At 64.8% G+C, this 18,470-nt stretch carries 18 protein-coding genes; 13 read left to right on the forward strand and 5 right to left on the reverse strand.

Annotated elements, in window-relative coordinates; genetic code table 11:
* The first annotated feature begins 132 nt into the window (after window positions 1-132).
* Window positions 133-771, forward strand: coding sequence for a hypothetical protein (locus tag HLG70_RS03595; protein ID WP_171663923.1), 639 nt, complete (start codon window positions 133-135; stop codon window positions 769-771).
* Between the two features lie 409 nt (window positions 772-1,180).
* On the opposite strand, the gene HLG70_RS03600 is transcribed toward HLG70_RS03595, so the two are convergent.
* On the reverse strand, window positions 1,181-1,822 hold the full coding sequence (locus HLG70_RS03600; protein ID WP_213697157.1) for a hypothetical protein: 642 nt from the start codon (window positions 1,820-1,822) through the stop codon (window positions 1,181-1,183).
* 490 nt (window positions 1,823-2,312) lie between these two features.
* On the opposite strand from HLG70_RS03600, the gene HLG70_RS03605 reads away from it, so the two are divergent.
* The 6 genes from HLG70_RS03605 to aqpZ all read left to right on the forward strand — a co-directional run bounded on the left by HLG70_RS03605 (window position 2,313) and on the right by aqpZ (window position 10,136).
* The gene (locus tag HLG70_RS03605; RefSeq protein ID WP_171663921.1) at window positions 2,313-3,770 is read left to right on the forward strand and encodes an MFS transporter; all 1,458 of its coding nucleotides are present in this window, start codon (window positions 2,313-2,315) and stop codon (window positions 3,768-3,770) included.
* Window positions 3,767-5,308: an FGGY family carbohydrate kinase gene (locus HLG70_RS03610; protein WP_171663920.1), complete on the forward strand. Its 1,542-nt coding sequence runs from the start codon at window positions 3,767-3,769 to the stop codon at window positions 5,306-5,308. The genes HLG70_RS03605 and HLG70_RS03610 overlap by 4 nt, the downstream gene beginning before the upstream one ends.
* A complete protein-coding gene (locus HLG70_RS03615) occupies window positions 5,305-6,981 on the forward strand; it encodes a glycerol-3-phosphate dehydrogenase/oxidase (protein WP_171663919.1) in 1,677 nt (558 codons plus the stop codon). The genes HLG70_RS03610 and HLG70_RS03615 overlap by 4 nt, the downstream gene beginning before the upstream one ends.
* Window positions 6,982-8,538, forward strand: a complete 1,557-nt coding sequence (locus HLG70_RS03620; protein WP_171663918.1) for an FAD-binding oxidoreductase — start codon at window positions 6,982-6,984, stop codon at window positions 8,536-8,538.
* A gap of 2 nt (window positions 8,539-8,540) precedes the next feature.
* On the forward strand, window positions 8,541-9,125 hold the full coding sequence (locus HLG70_RS03625; protein WP_171663917.1) for a glycerol-3-phosphate responsive antiterminator: 585 nt from the start codon (window positions 8,541-8,543) through the stop codon (window positions 9,123-9,125).
* Between the two features lie 261 nt (window positions 9,126-9,386).
* On the forward strand, window positions 9,387-10,136 hold the full coding sequence (aqpZ, locus tag HLG70_RS03630) for an aquaporin Z (RefSeq protein WP_171663916.1): 750 nt from the start codon (window positions 9,387-9,389) through the stop codon (window positions 10,134-10,136).
* On the opposite strand, the gene HLG70_RS03635 is transcribed toward aqpZ, so the two are convergent.
* Entirely contained in the window at window positions 10,106-11,323 is a 1,218-nt protein-coding gene (locus HLG70_RS03635; RefSeq protein ID WP_171663915.1) for a hypothetical protein, read from the reverse strand. The genes aqpZ and HLG70_RS03635 overlap by 31 nt on opposite strands.
* Window positions 11,324-11,528: 205 nt before the next feature.
* Here HLG70_RS03635 and HLG70_RS03640 point away from each other — a divergent pair, with 205 nt between their 5' ends.
* The 4 genes from HLG70_RS03640 (at window position 11,529) to HLG70_RS03655 (ending at window position 13,897) form a co-directional block, all read left to right on the forward strand.
* Entirely contained in the window at window positions 11,529-12,218 is a 690-nt protein-coding gene (locus HLG70_RS03640) for an MgtC/SapB family protein (RefSeq protein ID WP_171663914.1), read from the forward strand.
* 57 nt (window positions 12,219-12,275) lie between these two features.
* Window positions 12,276-12,572 (forward strand): cytochrome b, encoded by a 297-nt coding sequence (locus HLG70_RS03645; protein WP_267970728.1) that lies wholly within the window; start codon window positions 12,276-12,278, stop codon window positions 12,570-12,572.
* 92 nt (window positions 12,573-12,664) lie between these two features.
* Window positions 12,665-13,522 carry a 3-deoxy-8-phosphooctulonate synthase gene (gene kdsA / locus HLG70_RS03650; RefSeq protein WP_171663913.1) on the forward strand — a complete coding sequence of 286 codons (858 nt, stop codon included), beginning with the start codon at window positions 12,665-12,667 and terminating at the stop codon, window positions 13,520-13,522.
* Between the two features lie 66 nt (window positions 13,523-13,588).
* The gene (locus HLG70_RS03655; protein ID WP_171663912.1) at window positions 13,589-13,897 is read left to right on the forward strand and encodes a carbohydrate isomerase; all 309 of its coding nucleotides are present in this window, start codon (window positions 13,589-13,591) and stop codon (window positions 13,895-13,897) included.
* On the opposite strand, the gene HLG70_RS03660 is transcribed toward HLG70_RS03655, so the two are convergent.
* Window positions 13,894-14,397 (reverse strand): GNAT family N-acetyltransferase, encoded by a 504-nt coding sequence (locus HLG70_RS03660; protein WP_171663911.1) that lies wholly within the window; start codon window positions 14,395-14,397, stop codon window positions 13,894-13,896. The two genes, HLG70_RS03655 and HLG70_RS03660, sit on opposite strands and share 4 nt — an antisense overlap.
* Before the next feature lie 162 nt (window positions 14,398-14,559).
* Between HLG70_RS03660 and HLG70_RS03665 the strand changes: the two genes are divergently transcribed.
* Both HLG70_RS03665 and HLG70_RS03670 read left to right on the forward strand, forming a co-directional pair.
* A complete protein-coding gene (locus HLG70_RS03665) occupies window positions 14,560-16,209 on the forward strand; it encodes an intermembrane transport protein PqiB (protein ID WP_234103377.1) in 1,650 nt (549 codons plus the stop codon).
* 97 nt (window positions 16,210-16,306) lie between these two features.
* Window positions 16,307-16,564: a hypothetical protein gene (locus HLG70_RS03670; protein WP_171663910.1), complete on the forward strand. Its 258-nt coding sequence runs from the start codon at window positions 16,307-16,309 to the stop codon at window positions 16,562-16,564.
* Between the two features lie 25 nt (window positions 16,565-16,589).
* On the opposite strand, the gene HLG70_RS03675 is transcribed toward HLG70_RS03670, so the two are convergent.
* On the reverse strand, window positions 16,590-16,898 hold the full coding sequence (locus HLG70_RS03675) for a hypothetical protein (RefSeq protein WP_171663909.1): 309 nt from the start codon (window positions 16,896-16,898) through the stop codon (window positions 16,590-16,592).
* A gap of 92 nt (window positions 16,899-16,990) precedes the next feature.
* Window positions 16,991-18,430, reverse strand: a complete 1,440-nt coding sequence (locus HLG70_RS03680; protein WP_171663908.1) for an MFS transporter — start codon at window positions 18,428-18,430, stop codon at window positions 16,991-16,993.
* Window positions 18,431-18,470: the final 40 nt, after the last annotated feature.

Below are 18,470 nucleotides of genomic sequence, written 5' to 3' on the forward strand. Positions count from 1 at the left end.
TCGCAGTCGCAACGAACACTAGAGACCTATTGGAGTTGGCGCAGGAGATGGTTGGTGCGATGCGGGATAGGTCATTGGTGGCACCTCGGAAGTGATGGAATACGATGCACGCGGCGGACCTTGGGGGCGCAAATGAGAAAACTGATAATTGGCGGCGTGATTGCCATTGTTGGCATGCTTGTTGGGCACTACTTCGCGGCCAGCGTAAACGGGGCTCCCGAAGCAAAGTGGTTGGAGCTTGTGACTGCGATCGGAACGATAGGCGCCGTCGTGGTCGCGCTTGCGATAGCGCTACGCGATGCGTCATGGCGTAGATCCACCCGCAGAGACGAGGGGGAAATCGTTCACGCCGTTGTCGTGTACGAGCTAACAGGGCTACTGGATGAACTCGTTGATATGCGGTGCTATCTGGCGTCGGTGGCTTCTATCGATGAAACGTCTACGGTCTCCGTCCCGATCCCTGCAACCCCAATTATCAGGTTCGGTGAGACTGCCGCAGTTTCAGCCTGCGAGCGCATGCTGGATCGGCTGAGCTTTATGCCTGATGGAAAGGGGCGGAATGTTGCTGCCATTATCGGCAGGCTTCCGACACTGAAGGCGCAGTGCAAACTCATGATGGAAGAGGGGATGCCATTTGAAGCCATGGCGGTCGCTGCCATCATCTCCGAATCCGTTGACGACGTTTCTACAAACGTGCGGATCGTGCTGGGAATATCGGCAGCCGACTTACAGCAACGAATAGATGCCGCGATCGCCGAGACTGTGCCGTAGCGTGCTCGTCGGCCGGCGTTGGCGGCACGCTGTCCCTGCGTGCATAGGCCGCGCGCGCCAAGACGAAGGCCGAAAGCGATGCCGTAAGCTCCCCCGTCAAGTAGACATTGGCTGATAGGCGATCGGAGAAAAGGAAATCTCCAACTCGGGGAGGCTCCGAAATTCTACCGATTGGTGTCTACCTGAAGGGGAGCTTGCGGTAAGTGGCAGGTGGTCGAAATGAATCTGAGCGGGTTGTACGTGCAGCAAACGTATATGTCGATGTTTGCTTCGACTCTTAAATCCAGCTCGGTCGAAAACCTTCTGGAGCAGCTCCGCGCACGAATCAATAGCTGAGTTCTGGTTGCAGGTCGAAAGCAATGCCGCAACAGCGAAGCGAGACACAATGAACGCAAAGAAGTAGCGCGCGCTACAGCCAGACCGCGGCGATCAGCGCCACGCACCCAAGGGTCGCGGCGGCGGTCATGGCCCAGGCCAATCGGGTGGCCACTTTTCGTTCCTTGCGGCCGACATTGGGATCCGCATCGTTGGCGGCCCGCAGCTGCTCCCAGGTCGACGCGGTGCCCGCCTTATGGCTATGTATTGCGGACGAAGCGCCTGCGCGATTGCGTGACGCGGATGCCAGCCTGAACGATGGCCAGACCAGCAGCAGCCCTAGCAGGAACAGGCCGCTTGCGCCCAGTACGCCTATCGTGGAGGGCAGGGTGCCGCGGGTCGGGAAAAGGATCAGCGCCGCGATCAGCCCCGCAAGGTTCAGGCAACCCAGCGCCTTCAAGGCCTGGAGCCCCCAGACACCGGTGGCTTCCTCGGTGAAGTCCCCAACCGATTGCCAGTAGATCGCGTCCTTGGCGGCAGCCCGGAAAAAGAACTCAAGTTCCCGGTGCAGTTCGGCGGCCTGCCTCAGGTGAGGTGGCGTGTCCAGATACCACTGCCTGGCGAACGCCTCGCTTCGATTCACATCTGCGTGATGACTGGCAGCCCATGAGGTTGCCAGGCGGACTGCAGCATCGTTGGTCATGGTCATGCTGTCAGACGGCAAACTGAGATTCATCGTTTTGGTCCCCATATATGGGACATTTTACAGGGCCGGCGTCCCCGGCTGCGGGGTAGTTGCCGGGGCGCAACGCCTGTCGGCAGGCAAGCCCGGCAAGAGCCGAGATCACACGTGCAGGGCGCTGCCCCACTTATCCGCGGCGAGGATGGGCCATTCGTTCTTCCCATACGGCTTCGATCCGGGCGGTATCGTGCACGTGCCGATAAAGCGATGGCAGTTCGCCCAATCCGCTTCGATCGATACGGCGCAGTTCCATGTCGTGCATCTCCAGAAAGCATGCCGAGTGAAGCCAAATTTCCCACGGCGCGCGCGGCAATGCGCGGAACGGGAACAGGGTTTGTCCTGATGCCCGGGCTTCTTGACACTCTCCGGGATAGCCCATAAAGTCACCGCACAGATTTAGATAAAAGACCATCTGTAAGGTGGTCTTTTATCGCGTGCAGATTGCGTCGACCTCTTACAGAAATAATTCCAAGAGGAGACGACAGTGCAATCATCGACCGTAAAAATACGTGGCATCGACGATGTCATCGCTTATATCGATTCACGCCCAGGCATCACAGGCCGAGCCGGCCTCATATGGTGGCTGGCGCTGGGCGGATTGTTTCTCGACGCATTTGCCAACTCCGCGTTAAGCGCGGGTTTGGGCCCGATGACGCGCGACCTGGGCCTGAAGGCCGGACAGGTGGCGTTGATGACGTCTTTCGCCGCGTGGGTGGCCATTGCCTTCAATCCCATCGGCGGGTGGATGGCGGACCGCTGGGGTCGCATACGTCCTCTGGTTATCGCCAAGTTCCTGGCCGTCATCGGCGCGCTGCTGGTGATGTTCGCACCCACCTTCGAAGTCATTCTGGTCGGCCGCTTTTTTGTCGGTGCGGCCTACGGGATCGACTTCGCCATCGCGATGGCCGTGCTGGCCGAGTTCACTCCCGTCAAGTTCAAGAGCCGCCTGAACACCTGGCAAGGCATGTGGTACACCGCCGTCTGCACCAACCTGCTGCTGGCCATGCTGTTTTTCTCGTGGGATGTGGGCGATTCGATCTGGCGCTATTCGGTCGCCGCCACCGCCATCTTCGCGGTCGTCATCCTGCTGCTGCAGATGCGCTACATGGTGGAAAGCCCGATCTGGCTGGCCCGCAAGGAACGCGTGGAGGACGCGGCGCAGGCGATGACCCGCATCTACGGCAGGCAATTCGTGGCGGCGCCGGTGGAAGAGCGCGTGCCGGTGGTCAACCTGGCAAAGCGCGGCCTGGCCAATGTGCTGCTGATCTTTCGCGGCGTGTACCTGCCGCGCACCATCCTGGCGGCCACCGTCCAGATCGGCCAATCCATACAGTATTTCGCCGTGGGCTGGTATCTGCCCTTGATCAGCGCGGCGCTGTTCGGCAAGGATTTCATCTACGCGACGATCGGCGCGCTGGTGTTCAACATCTTCGGCATCTTCGGCGGTTTCCTGTCGCCCTACATCGGCCGCAAGCTGGGTCTGCGGCGCGCGTCGGCGTTCGGCTTTGCCGCGGTGTTCGTGATGCTGCTGATCCTGGGCACGTTCCACGGCAAGATGCCCTTGTGGCTGGCGGTGGTGGTTCCTTCCCTGTTCATCCTGTTCCACTCGGGCGGTCCGGGCGCCAATGGCAAGAGCCTGTCGTCCCTGTCCTTCCGCAGCGAGCTGCGCGCGGGCGCCAACGGCATCATCGGCGCGCTGGGTTCCACCGGAGCAGCGATCGGCCTGCTGGTGTTCCCGATCTTCCGCGAGAACTATGGGCTGGAGAAGACCTTCCTGATCCTGTCTATCGTGCCGCTGGTCGCCAGCATCATCTGCTTTGTGATCAGGTGGGATCCCACCCGCACGACGATCAACCCCGACAACGAAGCCGGCGCGCCGCAGTTCAAGGACGACGCGCCGCTGGCATCCCTGGACCCCGCGATTGGAAAGGCTGCGCGATGACGAACAAGCCCGTGATTCTTGCCATCGACGAGGGCACGTCCGGCACCCGGGCGGCGACCGTGGCGGGCGACGGCCACGTGTCCTGCCTGGAGTACCTGGCGCTGCAGGTGGAGTCGCCCCGGCCCGGGGTGGTCGAACAGGACGCCAACGCGATTCTGGAACGGACCATCGAGGTCTGCCGCGGCACCATCGCGCAAGCGCGGCGGGAAGGGCAGGACATCGTCGCGCTGGCGATCGCGACGCAGCGCGCCACGGCCGTGCTGTGGGACACGCACAGCGGCCGGGCGCTGGTGCCGGCCATGGTTTGGCAGGACACGCGCTACGTCGATGAACTGGCGGAGCTGGCGCCGCAATGGGACGAGCGCCTGCTGGCGCGCGTGGGACGTCCGGTCGGGGTGCGTTCGCTCTATCTCTGGGCGGCGCGCCACCTGCGGGACACGCCGCCGGTGGCGCAAGCCTGGCGCGACAGAAGGCTGGCCTTCGGCACGGTGGACAGCTGGTTGCTCTGGAATTTTTCACAGCGGCGCGAGTGCGTGACGACGCCGACCAACGCGACGTCGGCCGGCGCCTATGTCCTGGCTGAGCATCGCTACTACGAGGATTGGGTCGCCGCGCTGGGTTTTCCGCCCGAACTGCTGCCCGCCCTGCGGCAGGACGCCGACGACTTCGGACGGACCCGTCCGGAGGTGCTGGGCATCGACGTGCCCATACTTGCCTGCGCGGGGGACCAGCACGCGGGCGCCGTGGGACTGGGCTGCCTGGACCGGGGCCAGGCGATGTGCGTGCACGGCACGGGCAGTTTCGTGGACCTGATCATCGGTCCCGAGCCGCCTGTGAATTCCGGCTTGCTGGCCGGGTCGCTGACCATGACCGCGCGCCGCCAAAACGGGGTATCGCACTACGCGGTCGAGACCTTCGTGGCCACCACCGGATCGGCGTTGAACTGGGTATGCGACAAGTTGAAGTGGTTCAAGGATGCACGCGAGATCTCCGCGCTGGCGGCGACGGCGACGTGCTCGCAGGGAGTCACCTTCGTGCCCGCCCTGACGGGCTTGCGCGTGCCCAGGATGGAAGCGGGCGCGCGGGCTTCTTTGACCGGCGTGTCCATGGCCACCACTCAGGCGGAGATCGCCTACGCCATTCTTGAGGGCATCGCCCATTCCGTGGCCAGCTGCATCGAGGCCGACGAGCAAGCCTCGGGCGTACGCGTGTCGGAACTGGTGGTCGGCGGCGGACTGGCGGGAAGCGATCCCCTGCTGAGGATCCAGGCCGACCTGATCGGGATCCCCATCCGCCGCATGCAGGAGGCCGATCGCGCAAGCCTGCGCGGTGTGGCTTTTCTGGCGGGTTCATCGGGTCTGCTCTGGCAATCGCTGCAGGAAGCACGCAAAACGACAGTGACGGACGCAGTGTTCGAGCCGGTACTGGATGCGGCGCAGCGGGCACGCCGCCGCGCGCTCTGGCATGCCCGGGTGCATGCCGAGCTGGCGCACGTCGATCAATTCAAGCAAGACAAACAGGAGGCCTTGGAAACATGATGGGGTGGCTATCCAGAAAGCCCGGGAAGGACAGGGCCGACATGACGAGCACCGAACCATTACGCCTGATGCGGCAGGAGCAATTGGACCGGTTGGGCAACGAGCTTTTCGACATCATCATCGTGGGCGGCGGCATCACCGGCGCCTATGCGGCGCTCGATGCCAGCCTGCGCGGATACCGGGTGGCGCTGGTCGAGAAAGACGATTTCGCGTCCGGCACGTCCTCCAAATCTTCAAAAATGGTGCATGGCGGGCTGCGGTACATCGAGCAGGGCAATCTTGGCCTGGTGCGGCATTCCCTGCTCGAGCGCCAGCGGCTGCGGCGCAACGCCAGGCACCTGGTGCAGCGCCTGCCGTTCCTGTTTCCAATCCTGGAGAAAGACGGCGTGTTCGACAAGCGCCTGTCCAAGGCGTTTGAAAGCCTGTTGTGGACGTATGACATCGCCGGCGGCTGGCGTGAGGGCATCCTGCATCAGAAGCTGACCACGGCCGAAGTCCTGTCGCATTGCCCGACCTTCAAGGAAGAGGGGTTGCTGGGCGGGTTCCTGTACTTCGATGCGCGGGTCGACGATGCGCGCCTGACGTTGGCGGTGGCGCGCAGCGCGGCGTTTCACGGCGCCACGGTCGTCAATCATGCCAAGGCGGTCGAGGTGACCCGCAATGAGCACGGCCAGGTCAACGGCGTGATTGTCCATGCGGGGCAGCGCGAGATCCGCGCACGCGCTGGCGCCGTAGTGATGGCCACGGGCGTATGGCTGCGCGACTGGAACGGCGCGAAGAAGGGCGACGCCCAGGCGCTGCACGTGCGCCCGGCCAAGGGCGTGCATGTGGCGGTGCCGTGGTTGAAGGTGCGCAACGATTGCACGGTGACCATTCCGGTGCCGGGCCGCAGCCGGCGCGCCACCATCACGCGCTGGGGCAACGTGTCCTACCTGGGCACGACCGACGAAGACTACGAAGGCGATCTCGACGATGTGTACTGCACGCGGCGCGAGCTCGACTTCCTGCTGGAAGGGGCGCGGTCCGCGCTGAAGACCGACCTGCAGGCCGAAGACGTGGTGGGCAGCATCGCTGGCTGCCGGCCCCTGGTCGCGCCGCCCGGCGGCAAGACGCTTGAGATCAAGCGCAACCACGAGATACGCGTGGCGGCGGACGGCCTGGTCACGATCGTGGGCGGCAAGCTGACGACCTCGCGGCACATGGCCGAGCAGACCATAGACGCCGCCCAGCGGGTCATCGGAAAGCAAGCCAAATGCCTGACCAGGCGTGCCTACCTGCTGGGCGCGGCGGGTTACGACGCGCAGGCCATTGTTGCTTCCGGCGGCCTGTCCGCGCATCTGGGCGAGCGCTACGGCACCGAGGCCCGGTTTGTCAGCGACATCATGCAGGACCAGCCGGCGCTGCTGGCGCCGGTCGTCGAGGGCCTGCCCTATACCGAGGCCGAAGTCGTGTACGCCGCGCGCCATGAACTGGCCTGCACCGTCGAAGACGTGCTGTCGCGCCGCATGCGGGCGCGCCTGATGGCGCGTGACGCCTCCGCCCGAGCGGCCGCGCGTGTCGGGCAGATATTGCAGGCCGAACTGGGCCTGTCCGAAACCACCATCGCGCAGCAGGTCAACGACTACCTCGCTGCGATCAGTCACGAAAAATCCGTACTCATGGGAGATGAATAAATGATCAGCAAAGAAGCCATCAAGCGCGGCTACAACCGCGGCAACTATGTGGTGGGCGCTCACACGCCGCCGGCCTACGCGGCGGCATTGACCAAGACGGGCTCGGAGCCCGGCCTGCAGCGCGATCCCGTGCGCGTGCCGCAGGCCCTGGTGGAGGCCCTGCGCCGCGTGTCCGATGAGGTGCTGACTGATGTCGCCAATGTCGTGGCATGGACGCGCGACTGGTGGGCGGGATCGATGATGACCGAAACGGCGGGCAAGCCCGCCACGCCGCAGGCGGTCATCGTCAAGGCGTCGACGGTGGAGCAGGTCCAGGCGGTGATGCGCATTGCGAACGAAGGCGGGATTCCCGTCACCGTGTCCGCGGGCCGCAGCAACGTGACAGGGGCCGCGCTGCCCGTGCGCGGCGGCATCGTGCTGGACGTCTGCCAGTTGAACAGGCTGATCGGCGTCGACCGCGAGAGCCAGATCGTGGAGGTCGAGGCCGGCATGTTCGGCGACATCTTCGAGCAGACGATCCAGGGCGAGTACGGCCTGACGATGGGCCATTGGCCGTCGTCGTTCGGCATCAGCACGGTGGGCGGCTGGGTCGCGTGCCGCGGGGCTGGCCAGCTGTCCACCCGCTACGGCAAGATCGAGGACATGGTGTTCGGCATGGACGTGGTGCTGGCCGACGGCAGCCTTATCACGGTGGGCGGCTATTCGCGGGCGGCGCTGGGCGCGGACCTGCAGCAGGTGTTCATCGGCTCGGAGGGCACGCTGGGCGTCATCGTGCGCGTGCGCCTCAAGCTGCATCGCCTGCCGGATTACGGGCGGGCCATTGCCTACGGCTTCAAGACCTTCGCCATCGGCCTGGACGCGTGCCGCGAGATCATGCAGCGCGGCGCCAATCCCGCCGCGCTGCGCCTGTATGACGAACTGGAAAGCGGCGTGCAGTTCAACCGCCCCGACCTGAACGTGCTGCTGGTCGCGGACGAGGGAGCGCGGCAGATGGTCGATGCCGTCATGGAGATCAGCGCAGGCGTATGCGAGGAACTGGGCGTAAAGCTTGATGGCGACGCGGTCTTTGAACGCTGGCTGGAAACACGCTACCTCACGGGCAAGAGCGCGGAGGGTTTCAAGCGCAGCCCGGGATTCGTGGCGGACACGCTGGAGATGGCCGGGCGCTGGAGCGATCTTGCGGCGATCTACACCGAGGTCGTGAACGCCGTCAATGCGGTGCCCGGCACCCTGGCGGGGTCGGCGCATCAGTCGCACGCCTACGTCGATGGCGCATGCCTGTACTTTTCGCTGCGTGGCGAGGTGGAGGTGGACCGCCGCGCCCAGTGGTACCGCCAGGCCTGGGACGCGGCCAATGCGGTGTTGATTAAATATAATGCCGCGCTCAGCCATCACCACGGCGTGGGCCTGTTGCGGGCGCCTTATATGCAGGAGTCGCTGGGCAGCGCGTTCCCCGTTCTGCAGTCGATCAAGCGCACGCTGGACCCGCAGAACATTCTCAACCCCGGAAAGCTCGGACTCGGCGACGAGCTATTTCCCGACCAGGGCAAGCGATAACCATGGATAGATCTTTCGGGGCATGTCTTGCGCGGCATCCTGTCATTGCCACGCTGTACGGGGCGGAGCAGATCAACACCTTCGTGGGCAGCGCGGCCGAGATTGCGATCGTGGCCAACGTGGAACTGCGCAAGCTTGCGCCCGTGATCTCCACGCTGAACCGGGCAGGCAAGTTCGTCATCGTCAACATCGACAGCTGCGAGGGCCTGTCGCAGGACAAGGGCGGGGTGGAGTACCTGGCGGATATCGGCGTGGCCAGCCTCGTATCGACCCGGGTGGCCACGATCCAGCGCGCCAACCGGGCGGGCATGGTGACCATGCAGAAGGTGTTCGTGACGGACCGCTCGACCTGGCCGCGCAGCGTGAAAGCGCTGGAGCAGAGCGATCCCAACCTGGTTCAGCTGATGCCGGCGCCCATGCTTGCGCATATGGCTGCGCAGGATCTCAAGGCGCTGCCGCCTATCGTCGCGTCCGGTTTTGTCTGCAACCAGGCGGACGTGGGCATTGCGATCAGGCATGGAGCGGTGGGCGTGTCCACCAGCGAGCATGCGCTATGGAGTCTGGACCCCAAGCAGTTCAGGCAGTGAGGCCCGCGGCCCGGACATGCCGTTGTTCATGCTCCGGGCCGCGCGGTCAAGCCGCCGGCGCATGCCGCGATCGCCCGAAACGTCTACGACTTTACGCGTCGCCCGTCAGCATGATCCCGCCACAGCCCTGACGCAGTTACCTTGGTCGAGGCGGCCGCGGCCGCCCTCCGGCGCATACAAGAATGGTCTAGCTTTGCATTCCTTTGACGTTGCCGTTCGCGCTTGGCGATACCGTGAGGCTTTCGTTTTCCAGGAGTGGAAATGTATTCGTTATCCAAGCGTTGCGGCGCTGAATTCTTTGGCACGTTCTGGCTGGTGCTGGGCGGGTGCGGCGCCGCGGTGCTGGCCGCCGGCTTCCCGGAAATGGGCATCGGCTTTGCGGGCGTGGCCCTGGCCTTCGGTTTGACTGTCCTGACCATGGCGTTCGCGGTGGGCCATATTTCGGGCGGGCACTTCAATCCGGCCGTCACCATAGGCCTGGTGGCGGGCGGCCGATTTCCGGCTCGTGAAATCCTGCCCTATGTCATTGTCCAGGTACTGGGCGCCATCGCGGCGGCGGCGGTGCTGGCGTGCATTGCCAGCGGCAAGCTGGGATTCGACCTGAAGGCGAGCCACTTCGCCGCCAATGGCTATGGCGCATTTTCCCCCGGCAAATACACGATGCTTTCCGCGCTGGTGACGGAAGTGGTGCTGACCGCCGGTTTTCTGTTCGTGATCCTGGGAGCCACCAGCAAGCGCGCCCCGGCCGGTTTCGCGGCGATCCCGATCGGCCTGGCGCTGACGCTCATTCACTTGATCAGCATCCCGGTCACGAATACCTCGGTCAATCCCGCGCGTTCCACCGGGCCCGCGCTGTTCGTGGGCGGCTGGGCGCTGGAGCAGCTGTGGCTGTTCTGGGTCGCCCCGATAGTGGGGGCCATCATCGGAGCCATTGCCTACCGGCTCGTCAGCGAGCCTGCCGCGGAACGCGCACAGCGCGATCAGGGCACCTCGTCCAACTGGGCCAGCTGAGCATCCTCCGGAAAGCCCAGGGTCCGGTAACGGATGGGGTAGCAGTTCTCCGGCGCAAGCAGAGGTTCAAGCAGGTGCGCCGCCTGTTCCCAGGCCACCACCCGCACTTCGCCGATGTCGTCGTCGGCGTCCGGGCGCACCAGCGCCAGGCGGTCCACCCGGGGCAACGAGGTGTCCACCCCACGGGTCCATGAGGCCAGCGAAAACGAGGTGGCGGGGTCTTCATCCTGCGTGAATAGGTTGTAGTTCGCCACGAAGATGTCCTTGCCCTGTTCTTCGTGGATGTGGTCCAGCGCTTCCTTCTGCGTATCGTATTCGGACTTGGCCAACAAGCGGGACAGATGCGCGAGCTGTTGCGCCAGCGCCGTGCTGGCGGGCCGGTAGCGCGCCGCCGTCTTGTCCGCATAGTGGTACATGTGCGGCGATATCAGCCGGCCGTTCTGGATCGCGAGATGGCACAGGTCCACCATTTTCTGCATGCCGTCGTCGTCGTTGTCGCCGGTCACCAGCAGCGTGTCGCGGGTGGGCATCATGAACACGGGCCGCCCGCGCACCGGGACGCGCTCCAGCATGTCCGGCAGCAGGGCGCGGCTGATGTCGTAGCCATCCGCCCACGCGCCGCCATACACGCCTTGGACCAATTCGGTGAAATTGTCGGGCTCGTCGCGCAAGTTCTCCATGGCAATGGCCAGCGCCTGCTCGAACGTCAGTTGCCAGGCCGCTTCCGGACCGTTGGTCAATGTGGAGATGGCGTCGGGATGATCCAGCGCCAGCAAAACCGCACAGTCGTCCCCGAACGGCAGGAACGAGGGGCGATGGGCGTCGTCGTTGCCGTCCGCCCTGAGGTGATGCAGCCGCACTTCCTCGATGGAGCTGCGGCTGCGGATGATGGCGCGGAGCAGGGGGCGGACTTCGGACATCTGTTGGGGCGTACCTTGCAGGCTGCTGGCCAGCGCGAACACGTATCTTTGCAGGGCGTGTTGCCGTTGCGCGCCTTTGCCGTCGCAATAGGCGCGATAGGCATTGTGCAGGTTGAAGAACGAGCCTTTGGCCCACAGCAGCCGGAACTCGTCGGCCTTGTACGTCAGTTCATCGTCAAAGCCCTCCCGGCGCGCGGCCTCGACGAATAGTTTGGCGAACTGGTCCTGCGTCGGCGTGCGCCGGAAGAGAGAATCCAAAAATCCCATATTGTTCAGCCTGTTGGGTCAAATGCCGGGTGGCGGCGCGCCTGGCCGCGACGGGGCATTGTGGCCAGTCGTGGAGGGCGCGTCCAGCGATAAGCGCCCTGGACCGCGCGCCAGGGGATAATAGGGCCGAGCCGCCCGCTCATTTTGCCGGTTTCCGGCCGGCCGGGCGCTCCAAGAAGAACAAGCACCGAGCACAAGGCCTTCCATGAGCGGATTCTCAATAGCCATCAACCTCTTTCTCGCCATGCTGCTGGGTGCTGCCGTCGGCGTCGAGCGGCAATGGAGGCAGAACTATGCCGGCGTCGTGACGCATGCCCTGGTGGCGCTGGGCGCGGCTGCCTATACCTCCTTGCCCGCCTTGCTGGACGCCGGCAGCGACATGCGGCTGGGCAGCCAGGTGGTGACGGGGATCGGTTTCCTGGGCGCCGGCCTGATCATGCGGGACGGCCTGACCATACGCGGACTCAGCGCCGCCGCCACCATCTGGGCCACCGGCGCCGTCGGAGTCCTGACGGGCTACGGTTTCCTGGCGGAAGCCGGGGCGGTGACGGGGCTGATCCTGGTGACCAATGTGCTGTTGCGGCGCGTCGCCCGCCTGGTGGACCGCTACGTTCCCGAAGCCGAAACCGAAGAACGCTACTACAACATCGCGCTGACCTGCGCGTCGGTGGACGAAGCCCTGGTGCGGGCGGAGCTGCTCAACGCATTGGGCAAGCACAGTCTGCGCCTGCGCGGCGTGGAGAGCCAGCTGCGCGATGGCGGGCGCTCCGAGGTCCATGCGGTGGTCTACACCACGCATCAGGAAGACGAGCGCGTGGAGAAACTGGTGGGCAGCCTGAGCCTGCTGCCCCAGACGTTTTCCGCGAGCTGGACCTCGGATGCGGGAAACGCCTGACTCCTTGCAGGGGCAGGGCGCCGCGATCAGGACGTAGTCAGCCTGATCTCATTCGGACTGGCGTTTGCCGGCGTTTTCGCGTTGCGCGTCATTTGGCGCCTGAGCGCGGGCCGGCGCTTGCCGCCGGCGGCTACGGGGTGGCTGCGTGCAGCTGGTACAGGCGTACACGGCCTGCTGTACCTGTTGATGGCGGCGCAGATCGTTGATCACGAGCAGCGCCGCTTCATCGGAGGGCTGCACGACACCGTGGCCTGGACGATCGTCGTGCTGGCGCTGATGCATGCGCTGGCAGGCCTTTTTCACCATTACATCCTGCGCGACGGCGTGCTGCGGCGCATGTCATCCGGCCGCTGAGGGCCGGGAAAGCGGCGCAAGGGGTGAAATCCGGGGTAGGCAGGTTGTACATTACGCACTATCACCTGCCTTTTTTACAGGATTCACCCATCATGACCGCCCCAGAAGTCGCAATTTCCTCCTCGATCGCCTGCGCGAACGATCGGCCCTTCGTGCTGTTCGGCGGCATCAATGTGCTGGAATCCAAGGACCTGGCGTTGCGCGCCTGCGAGGAATACCAGCGCGTGACCCGCAAGCTGGGCATTCCCTACGTTTTCAAGGCCTCGTTCGACAAGGCCAACCGTTCGTCCATCCATTCCTATCGCGGACCGGGTCTCGAAGAAGGGATGAAGATTTTCGAGGCGGTGAAGAAGGAATTCGGCGTGCCCGTCATCACGGATGTGCACGAGCCCTGGCAGGCCGCTCCGGTTGCCGAAGTGGCCGACATCCTGCAGCTGCCGGCATTCCTGGCGCGGCAGACGGACCTGGTGGTGGCGCTTGCCCAGACGCAGCGCGTCGTGAACATCAAGAAGCCGCAGTTCCTCAGCCCGACCCAGATGCTGAACATCGTCGAGAAATTCACCGAGGCCGGCAACGACAAGCTCATCCTGTGCGATCGCGGCACCAGCTTCGGCTACGACAACCTGGTCGTCGACATGCTGGGTTTTGGCGTGATGAAGAAGGTGACCGGCAATCGCCCGCTGATCTTCGACGTGACGCATGCCCTGCAACAGCGTTCGGCGCTGGACGCGGCCTCCGGCGGCCGCCGCGAGCAGGTGGCTGAACTGGCGCGGGCCGGCATGGCGGTGGGCCTGGCGGGCCTGTTCCTGGAGGCCCACCCCGACCCCAGGAATGCCAAATGCGACGGTCCCAGCGCCTTGCCGCTGGACAAGCTTGAACCCTTCCTGACGCAGCTCAAGAGGCTGGATGACCTGGTGAAGTCCTTTGCCCCCATCGACATCGAACCCTGACCTTGGCCGTCATCCCGGATACGCCAAGTTGTTATACGATCCAGGCCACACTTTAGGGAGGCCTGGATGTCTTTGTACGTGATCGTCGCCGTTCGCAAAGAACCTGTCAGCGGACATATCGCCTATGTGCGCTGGGGCCAGGCCGTGCGCGGCGTGCCCGGCTGGGTCACCGAGCCCATGACGGCGGCGGCCTCCGAGGTCATCGAGCTCATCAAGGAGGGAGCGGACGTCGAAACCGCGGTCAGCGTGGATGGCCTGACGGTGGCCTCGCGCGCGGTGCGCGTGCTGGTTGACGATGACGGACGCGAGCACCTCGCGTCGGTGCCCGTGCCCAGTTCCACCTTGCATACGCTGTTCGACCTGCCCGAGTTCTAGCCGGGCAGGGCGGCCTGGCGGCGGCCTTCGGCGAAATTGCGCAACGCGTCGCCCGCCATGCGGTAGCGCACCCACTCGTCCTGCGGCAACGCGCCGATGGATTGATAGAAATCGATGGCGGGCTGGTTCCAGTCCAGCACACTCCATTCCAGCCGTCCGCAGCCGTTTGCCACGGCTTCCTGCGCCAGGCGCCGCAACAGATCGCGGCCTGCGCCGATCCCGCGCTGTTCGGGCGTGATGTACAGGTCTTCCAGATAGATGCCGTTCTTGCCCAGCCACGTGGAATAACTGTAGAAATAGACGGCATAGCCGATGGTCTTGCCGTCCAGCAGGCACATCAGCGCCTTGGCCGGAGCGCCCTCGGCGAAAAGGGTCCGCCTGACGTCCTCGGCACTGGCGATCACCTCATGGGCCGCGCGTTCATAGACGGCCAGTTCAGTGATGAACGCATGGATCTGGGCCGCATCCGACGGGGCGGCGGGACGGATTTCGATATTCACGGAAATTTCCTGTTTGTTGGGATGACTATCCTACCTGCTATCCGAGGGCCTCGCAGGCGCCAATATCGGGAATTCCCCCGATTGCGCGCCGGACGCACCAGCGCGACCCTGCTAAGGGATATTGCCTAGAGTCCAGACGCGCGCTTGAAGAGGATGTCCTCAATGCCTGAGACCGGCCCCGCCGACGATAAAGCGCCCGCGCCCAGGCCGCGCGGCCGACGGTTTTCCTGGATCTGGCTGGTGCCGATCATCGCGGCGCTGGGCGGACTGCTGCTGGTGCTGCGGGTATGGATGGAGGCTGGGCCCACCGCGACGATCAGCTTTCAGACCGCCGAGGGGCTGGAGGCCGGAAAGACCCAGGTCCGCTACAAGGAGGTCAATGTCGGTCTCGTCGAGCGCGTGGCCCTGAACCCGGAACGCACCGGCGTCGTGGCGACGATACGCATCGACAAGGAGGCGGGCGGCCTGTTGCAGGAAGGGACGGTGTTCTGGGTGGTGCGTCCGCGCTTGACCCTGAGCGGCGTATCGGGTTTGAGCACCTTGTTCTCCGGCGCCTATATCGGCCTGGATCCGGCCGGGCAGCACGGCAAGAACGGGCCGGTGGCGGCCAGCAAGTTCTCCTTCACCGGGCTGGAAGTGCCCCCCGAAGTGGCGCAGGACCGCCCCGGCAAGCGCTTCACGCTGAACGCGCGGGATCTCGGTTCACTGGATGTCGGCTCGCCCGTGTACTACCGGCGCATCGCTGTGGGCCAGGTGGTGGGCTATCACCTGGACAGCAGCGGCAAGGGCGTCAACATACAGGTATTCGTCGACGCGCCCAACGACGCCCACGTCAACGGCGGCACACGCTTCTGGAATGCCAGCGGCGTGGATTTCACCGTGGATGCGCGCGGCCTCAAGGTGCGTTCACAGTCCCTGCTGTCCGTCATTGTGGGCGGGGTGGCGTTCGATTCAGTCGACGCGCGCGAGCAGGCAGCGGCCAAGGCCGACGCGGCGTTCGTCATCTACCCGTCCGAAGAAGCCGCTCGCGCCCAGCCCGACGGCGCGCCGCTGCGCATCCGCATGCGCTTTGACCAATCGGTCCGGGGCCTGGTGGTCGGCGCTCCTATTGATTCCCTTGGCGCCACGATCGGACAGGTGGATTCCATCGAGCTGGAACTGGACCGGACGACCAATCAGTTCTACGCGGTAGTGGGCGCGACCCTTTATCCCGAGCGCCTGGGCGCCAAGACCTTTGGAGACATCACCGAATTTTCGGGATCCACGGTGGAGCACCCGACGGGCAAATTGATGCAGGCCATGATCGACCACGGCCTGCGGGCGCAGTTGCGCATCGGCAATTTGCTGACCGGCCAGTTGTACGTTGCGATGATGGTCTTTCCGGATGCCAAGCCGGCGGTGTTCAAGATGGAGGATGCGCCCTTCATTCCGACGGTCCCCAACAATCTGGACCAGTTGCAGCAGCAGCTCAGCAGTATCCTGAGCAAGCTCGACCGGGTGCCTCTCGACGCGCTAGGGACCGAGCTGGGCAATGCGTTGCGCAGCGCGTCCAGTCTGGTCAGGCGTCTGGATACGCAGCTGGCGCCCGAGGCGGCTGCCATGTTGAGGCAGGCGAGCAAGTCCCTGGTTGCCGTGGGCACATTGCTGAATCCCGATGGGGGCCTTCCGCTCAATACGGGGATGGCGCTGCAGGAGCTGGCGCGTACGGCCAGATCCCTGCGCGAGTTGTCGGATTACCTGCAGACCCACCCGGATTCGCTGCTGCGGGGGCGGGCGCCGGATCCCGTGCAAGGGCGCGCGCCGACGCGCTAGCCGCGCAAGCTTCCGCGGGTACGCGACTTGCTGCTGAACGCAAGGGCGTGCTGGCCGCCGTATGGGTCGATGGCTGCGCGTCCGGGGGGGATTCAGCATGGACCATAGTGAAATGATGGCGCGCATGATTACTCAGCCGGTTGCGCCGGCCAAGTTCGATGGATGGGATGGTGTGCTTTCCGCCTTGGCGGATTGCCTGTTGCAGGTGCAGGGCAAGCTGTCGGATGCCGACATGAAGCGGTTCCTGGACGTAGGCGCCCTGGTTTACCGGACTTGCTGCCAGGACGAGGCGCGGCAGCGCTGGACCCCCGAGGAAATGGCTTCCTATTACCGCAAGCGCCAGCTTGGCATTTAAGGCGCCGGCAGGACGCTGGCGGGGGTCAGAACAGGCACTGCCGCAGTGCGAATTTCCTGCCGAAAGCATGAACTTCGTCGCCGTCCACGGACGCGGTCACGTCCCAGCGGTCGCCGCGCGTGACCAGGATCGACTGGCTGGAGAAGGCATGGCGCAAGGCGAACTGCCAGAAGGCGGCTTCGGAACCTTCCGGCGCCAGGTCGTGGGGTCCGATCCGCAGGCTGGCAGGCCGGGGTGTCGCACCCAGCGTCCATCGCAAGGCGATCCCCAGGAACGCGAAGCGCGCCGAAATCGATGAGGGCTGGATGCACAGGACTCGGATCTTGTTGCTCATGGCCTAACCCCTTTCAGGTAAAGGCCAGCGTAGCAAAGAGCGTGGCGGCAATCCATACCGCATTTGGTCGATCCGGCCCGCGCGGCCGCGGTTCAACCGGTCCGCTGCCGTCGCGTGCTCCCGGCGACGCGTCCGAGCAAGAGCAACGCCAGCGCGGGCGCAAGCGCGAAGGCGCCAAACAGCCACTGTGCCGCATGCTGCGCGCCCGCCACCCCGCCCGGGGTGGCCAGGCCGGCGCTATTGGTGATGATGCCGGCAAGGGCCGCCGTCAAGGCCGTGGCGTAGAGCTGCACCGTGGTGATGGATGAAGATGTCAGCGTCTCTTCGCCCGCGGGCGCGGCATTGAAGATCTTGGTCAGCAGATGCGGCCATCCCAGGCCGATGCCAAATCCCACGCCAGCCAGCGCGATGACGTACATGGCCAGGCCGGCGCGCGAGTCGAGCAGCCCCGCCTGCGGGGTCATGACAGCCAACGCGATCAGCGCGGCCAGAATCACCACGGGGCTCAAGCGCACCATGAAATCTGCCCCCGCGCCGCTGCGCGTCGAGCTGGGCATGGCGGCAAGCGTCCACCCAGCCGCCATGGCCGCGGTCATGTAGCCGGCGCCCAGCGGCGTCATGCCATGGATGACCTGCAAAAAATACGGTACGAAGATCTCGGTGGTGATGGCGGCCACCACCAGGCACATCATCGCGTAGAGCGCGCCCAGCGGCGCGCGGATCGAATAGGCGCCCGTGGGCAGCAGCCTCTTCGCGGCACGGGAATCCACGCCCGCGATCAGCGCGGCGATGGCCAGCCCGGCAGCGATGCCGGCAAGATTCCAGCTCAGCGCCGTCGACAGGCTGGCCAGCGTGATGGCCAGCACGGAGGCCACCAGCAGGCCGAGCGTGGTCCAGGGCAGGGCGGTGGGAGGGCGCCGGGGGATCGATGCTTTCCCACCCACTTTGAAGGCTACGATCAAGGCCAACGCCGCCGCCGCGGGCAGCAAGGCCCAGAACGCCAACCGCCATTGCCCGGTCTGCGCGAATACGCCGCCGATGGCCGGGCCGCACAGCGTGGCGACCCCCCACATGCCCGACACCAGCGCCATGGCGCGCGACCACAGCGGGGCATCGAACACCAGGCGGATCAGCGCATAGCTGAGCGCAAAGAGAATCCCGCCGCCCAGGCCCTGGATGCTGCGTCCGGCCAGCAGCAGCGGCATGGAAGGCGCCAGCGCGCAAACGACGGACCCGGCGGTAAACACGGCGACGGCCAGCAGATATGCGGCGCGGGGTCCCAGGGCTTCAATCAGCCTGGCCGACAGCGCCGACCCGACGATGGACGTGACCACGAACAGCGTGGTGTTCCAGGCGTAATACTCCAGCCCCCCGATGTCTTTGATGACGCTGGGAAGAATGGTCGTGACGATGTAGACATTGATTGCGTGCAGCGCGACGCCGCCCGCAAGCGCAATCGAACGCAAGGCATTGGCGCCGTGCAGCAGGTCTGCCCAGGATGCGCTTGAAACATTGGCCGTGCCGGAATTCACGCTGACCCCGCTGTGTATTGTTATTTAAACAAGAATTAAC

It is taken from the genome of Achromobacter deleyi (assembly GCF_013116765.2).
GTDB classification, from domain to species: Bacteria; Pseudomonadota; Gammaproteobacteria; order Burkholderiales; family Burkholderiaceae_B; genus Achromobacter; species Achromobacter deleyi_A.